This window comes from Helicobacter sp. UBA3407, assembly GCF_949747025.1.
In the GTDB taxonomy this organism is placed as follows: domain Bacteria; phylum Campylobacterota; class Campylobacteria; order Campylobacterales; family Helicobacteraceae; genus Helicobacter_D; species Helicobacter_D ganmani.
The window spans coordinates 1-4,822 of the sequence record NZ_CATKCB010000194.1; the positions used below are offsets into that span (position 1 = coordinate 1).

A 4,822-nucleotide genomic window follows, 5' to 3' on the forward strand; every position below is an offset into this window, starting at 1 on the left:
AATCATTTGTTGTTGTGTGTCCTCGCGAGACTTCATAGAAGTTGTAGCACACACTTTATCCTTGCGAGAACTGCAACGCAATTCTTTCACCGCTTCCTTACAAAAACCTAAAGGTTTTTGTGGCGTGCATTTGCGATTCTACCCTGCGTCATTGTGAGAATGCGTAGCGTTCTTGGCAATCTACAATCTCGTGAAAATAGAATCTCACAGAAATTTTTACAATACAATCGCAAAAACTAAAAAGCTACATTTCACAACAACTATGTTACTATTTTATCCAGTCAAACAATAATTTTGCAAAATCCGATTCTTTTGTTTGCAATTCTTACAAACTTCCGATACACTGAAACCTAAAAACAAGGAAAAATAATGGGATTAAACCTACTCTATTGCGCGGCACAAGTAGGACTTGAAGCAAAAATCGTGGAAGTAGAAGTAAGCTTTACGCGTGCATTGCCCTCTTTTAGCATTACAGGGCTTGCGGGTAATGCGATTCAAGAATCCAAACAACGCGTGCAGTCCTCTTTGCTCGCAAACAACTTTAAATTTCCTCCGCTCAAAATCAATGTTAATCTTTCTCCATCGGATATCCCAAAGCAAGGAAGTTTTTATGACTTGCCTATTGCCTTGCTTATCGCACTCAATGGCACTTGCGACCTCAACGAAATCACGCAACAAAATACAGATTCCAAACCCCCAAAAATCTTTGCCTTTGGAGAACTTGGGTTAGATGGGCGTATCAAGGATAGCCCCTCTATCTATCCTCTACTTTTTTCTCTGTTAAGCAAGCAATCCAATTCCCTCTTTTTATTGCCCAAAGTTGCACAAGAATTTTATTCCAAGCTTCCAAACCTTAAAGCCTATTATGTAGATTGCCTCCAAGACGCCATTGCAACTTTACAAAACTTACCGCCTTTAGAATCGCACTCTTGCGACTTACCTTTTTTGCATCAAGAAATTGCGGGAGAAAAATATTATTACACACAAGAATTTCCACTTGATTTTTATGATATTATTGGACAGGAACGCGCCAAACGCGCCGCACTCATCGCAGCTTGTGGATTCCACAATCTCTTGCTTGAAGGCAGTGCCGGGAGTGGCAAAAGTATGATTGCTACAAGGATTCCTTATATTTTGCCGCCTTTGAGGCTCTATGAAATCTTGCAAATGGCTGCCAACACACTTGAAATCTCTCCGCATAGACCCTTTCGTAATCCACACAATAGCGCAACCAAAGCTGCTATTTTGGGAAGTGCCGTGGGGCAAAATATCAAGCCGGGTGAAATTGGTATGGCACATCTTGGAGTTTTGTTTTTAGACGAGTTACCCCACTTTCCAAAAAGCGTTTTGGAATCCTTGCGCGAGCCATTGCAAAATCATTATTTTACTATTTCGCGCTTGCAGGCAAAAATCACTTGTCCTACAAATTTTATGTTTATTGGTGCGATGAATCCTTGCCCTTGTGGCAATCTCTTAAGCCTTAGCAAGGAGTGCCGCTGCAACCAAAAAGAAATTAACGCCTATAAAACCAAAATTTCCGAGCCATTTTGGGATAGATTGGATTTATTTGTGCAAATGCAAGAGGGCAAACAAAGCGCACATAGAGTGAATTCTCTTACCTTGCAAGATTTCATTTTACAAGCCTTTTTGTTCCAAAAACAGCGCGGACAAACTTGCCTTAACTCCCGCTTACAAGGCGCAGAATTAGAAAAATATTGCGTGTTAGATTCTAAAACAAAAGAAACACTAGAAATTGCTTGCGAAAAATTCGGAATCTCCAAGCGCGGACGCGATAAAATCTTGCGTGTAGCGCGCACGATTGCGGATTTAGACTCCTCTGCAAAGATTCAAAAAGAACATTTGTTAGAATCTCTAAGCTTCCGCAAAATATGATTATCTGCCTTGTCATTGCGAGATTCTGTAAGGAATCGTAGCAATCTATAATCTTGCATATAGGAATCTTTACAACGAAATCTTTTGAGTATGCTTGATTATGGATTGCTTCACTACGCTTGTAAGGACGCGAGGATAAGTTTTTAGAATCTCAAAGACGAGACTCCACTTTATCGTTATATTTTAGTAGAATTTTTACGCGAAGCATTGATTTTTTTACTTTCTTGCAAAAAATTTGACGCGCTATCTGCATTGCCTTTAAAAAGCTTTTCTGGCACATAGATTCTAAACTCTCTGTGGAGTCTTTTAGATTTTGAGGAAAGTTTAACTTACTTTTTTCTGCGCTCATCATTGATTTTTTGGACTTTGATTAGCACTTCTACCATTGCTTGATACAATGTCTCTGGAATCTCCATATCCAAATCTACATCTTTATACAAAGCACGCGCTAAAGGGGGATTTTCTATGATTGGGATTTCATATTCCTTTGCGACTTCTTTAATGCGCTGGGCTAAGAAATCTGCACCTTTGGCTAGCACACGCGGTGCGCGATCTTTTTCGCTATCATAGCGCAACGCAACTGCATAATGTGTAGGGTTTGTTACTACGACATCAGCACTAGGGAGATTCTGCATCATTCGCTTGCGCGCTGCTTGAAACATAAGGGAGCGAATCTTGCCCTTAATTTGTTGGTCTCCCTCCATATTCTTAAACTCATCTTTCACCTCTTGCTTACTCATACGCAAAGACTTAAAATACTGATAACGTTTAATCAGATAATCCACGCTCGCCATCACCATAAAAAACGCAAGCAGGATTCCAATCAAAATGATTGCTTTATCACGAAACCACAGCATTTGGTCGCCAATAGGAAACAGCGCAACGGTGGTTAGCTCGTGCATAAAACCAATAAACACAAAAAACGCGATAATAAAGGCAGTCATTACCTTAAAAGTAATCAAGAATCCATCAAGAAGTTTTTTAAGAGAGACAAGGTTCTTCATTCCACTAATAAAATTTAGCTTTTGCAATTTTGGCTGAATTGCCTTTGCGGTTAGCAAAAATCCACTTTGTGCGACATTGGCAATCACTCCGATAAGCATTAATGCTCCAAAAATTGGCGCAACTAGAAAGAGAATCTGAAAAATCAAAGAAATTGCGATAGATATTGCATTCTTTCGCGTCAAATCTTGGGAAAATTGCTGATAGATTTGCTCAAACACATTGCTCACACCCTGCACCCAGAAGCTAAAGCACAAAAAGATTAACACCAATCCCATAGTTAATCCCAAAAAGGCATTAACATCAGGACTTTTTAGGACATTTCCCTCTTCGCGCGCCTTTTCAATCTTGCGCGCGGAGGGGGCTTCGGTCTTTTCTTGTTCATCTGCCATTTAGCCTCCTTGTTAAGATTCCATTTGTTTGCACGCCTTTTGATAATCCTCTAACGTGTTAAGATTTAGTGTTTTGTCCTCATCTATCTCCACAAATTGCGCATTAATATTTTCCAAAAGTCTCATAAGTTTGTAATCTCCTTTCGCAATTTGCGCTTTAATCTTTGCAAGAGATTCTAATGTATAAATACCAAGCAAAGGGTGTATTTTTGTATTTTTAGCAAAAGTTGGTTTGGGATTTTTTGTGTAAGCTCGCCAAAGCATTGCAATGGAATCGCAATCCAAAAAGGGCGTATCAATGCTTATCACAAACACATCACATTGCAAAAACTCCAAAATACTCTGCAAACCAAAGATAGGTGCAAACTTGCTTTTAGGAATCTTGTGCCAATCTCTTGCGTCTGCTAAATGGATTTTTTGATTGAAATCCTTTCCCGCATTATCCGCATTCAAGGATAAATCTAAAATTGTAGCGATTCCAAAGGTATTTGGAATCTCAAATTTGGCAGAAAAATACAAACTCAAAAACCATTGTTGTAAATGTCTTGCTTGAAAGTTTGCCAAAGTCTCCTGCTTTTTTGAAACATTCGCATTGCCTATTAGCAAATCTTGCTTTAACTGCCCCATTCTTGTGCTTCTGCCACCGCACAAAAGGACACAAGGTATTGAAAATCTCATTTAGCAACCCCCAAAATATACAAAACCTAAAAATCCTATTTGAAGTTTTGGCAAAATTATAGCTTTTTTCCTGCACTTTTGGTAGGATTCTAAACTTTAAATGCGCAAGGAGTAAATGTGCTAGTAGATGGTTTTGGAAGAACCATTGATTATATGCGAATCAGCGTAACCGAACGATGCAATTTTCGTTGCGCTTATTGTATGCCAAACACGCCGATGAATTTAGGCGATGAAAACGAAGATGTACCGCTAGAATCTGTGTTAAACTTCATCAAGGTAGCCATTATACAAGGAGTTAAAAAAATCCGAATCACAGGCGGAGAACCGCTTTTGCGTTCCAAAATCGTTCCATTTATTGCACAAATCTGCGACTTTGCGCCACAAATTGATATTGCACTAACCACCAATGCCTTTTTGCTTGCTCCACTTGCCAAACCACTCAAAGATGCGGGATTGAAGCGCATTAATATTTCCCTAGATTCCTTGCAAAAAGATAGAATCCTTTGTATCTCCAAACGCGACGGATTAGAAAAAATCCTCAATGGCATTGAAGTAGCACATCAAGTCGGACTTAAAATCAAGCTTAATATGGTTCCACTCAAAGGAATCAATACGGACGAGATTCTCTCTATCTTGGAATATGGTATGAAACGTGGCATAATGGTGCGATTCATTGAATATATGGAAAATTCCCACGCTAAAGAAGGAATTATGGGATTAAAACTTGCCGAAATTTTAGCAAACATTCAAACAAAATATCCCACGCGGCTATTTGAAAAAGAAGTCATTGGACCTGCGACACTTTTTAAGATTCCACAACAAGAAATCAAAGCAAACTTAGGAGTGGAGCTAAATCG

At 39.2% G+C, this 4,822-nt stretch carries 4 protein-coding genes; 2 read left to right on the plus strand and 2 right to left on the minus strand.

Features of this window, described 5'->3' with window-relative positions; all coding sequences use genetic code 11:
• Positions 1-369: 369 nt before the first annotated feature.
• Complete coding sequence (locus Q1553_RS07140; protein WP_115551946.1) at positions 370-1,893, plus strand: YifB family Mg chelatase-like AAA ATPase; 1,524 nt, start codon at positions 370-372, stop codon at positions 1,891-1,893.
• A 329-nt stretch (positions 1,894-2,222) separates the two neighbouring features.
• Here Q1553_RS07140 and flhB read toward each other — a convergent pair whose 3' ends face one another.
• Both flhB and Q1553_RS07150 read right to left on the minus strand, forming a co-directional pair.
• Positions 2,223-3,287 carry a flagellar biosynthesis protein FlhB gene (gene flhB, locus Q1553_RS07145; RefSeq protein ID WP_115551948.1) on the minus strand — a complete coding sequence of 355 codons (1,065 nt, stop codon included), beginning with the start codon at positions 3,285-3,287 and terminating at the stop codon, positions 2,223-2,225.
• 12 nt (positions 3,288-3,299) lie between these two features.
• A complete protein-coding gene (locus tag Q1553_RS07150; RefSeq protein ID WP_299383851.1) occupies positions 3,300-3,965 on the minus strand; it encodes a molybdenum cofactor guanylyltransferase in 666 nt (221 codons plus the stop codon).
• 117 nt (positions 3,966-4,082) lie between these two features.
• Here Q1553_RS07150 and Q1553_RS07155 point away from each other — a divergent pair.
• On the plus strand, positions 4,083-4,822 hold a 740-nt coding region (locus tag Q1553_RS07155; protein ID WP_300842858.1), incomplete at its 3' end, for a radical SAM protein.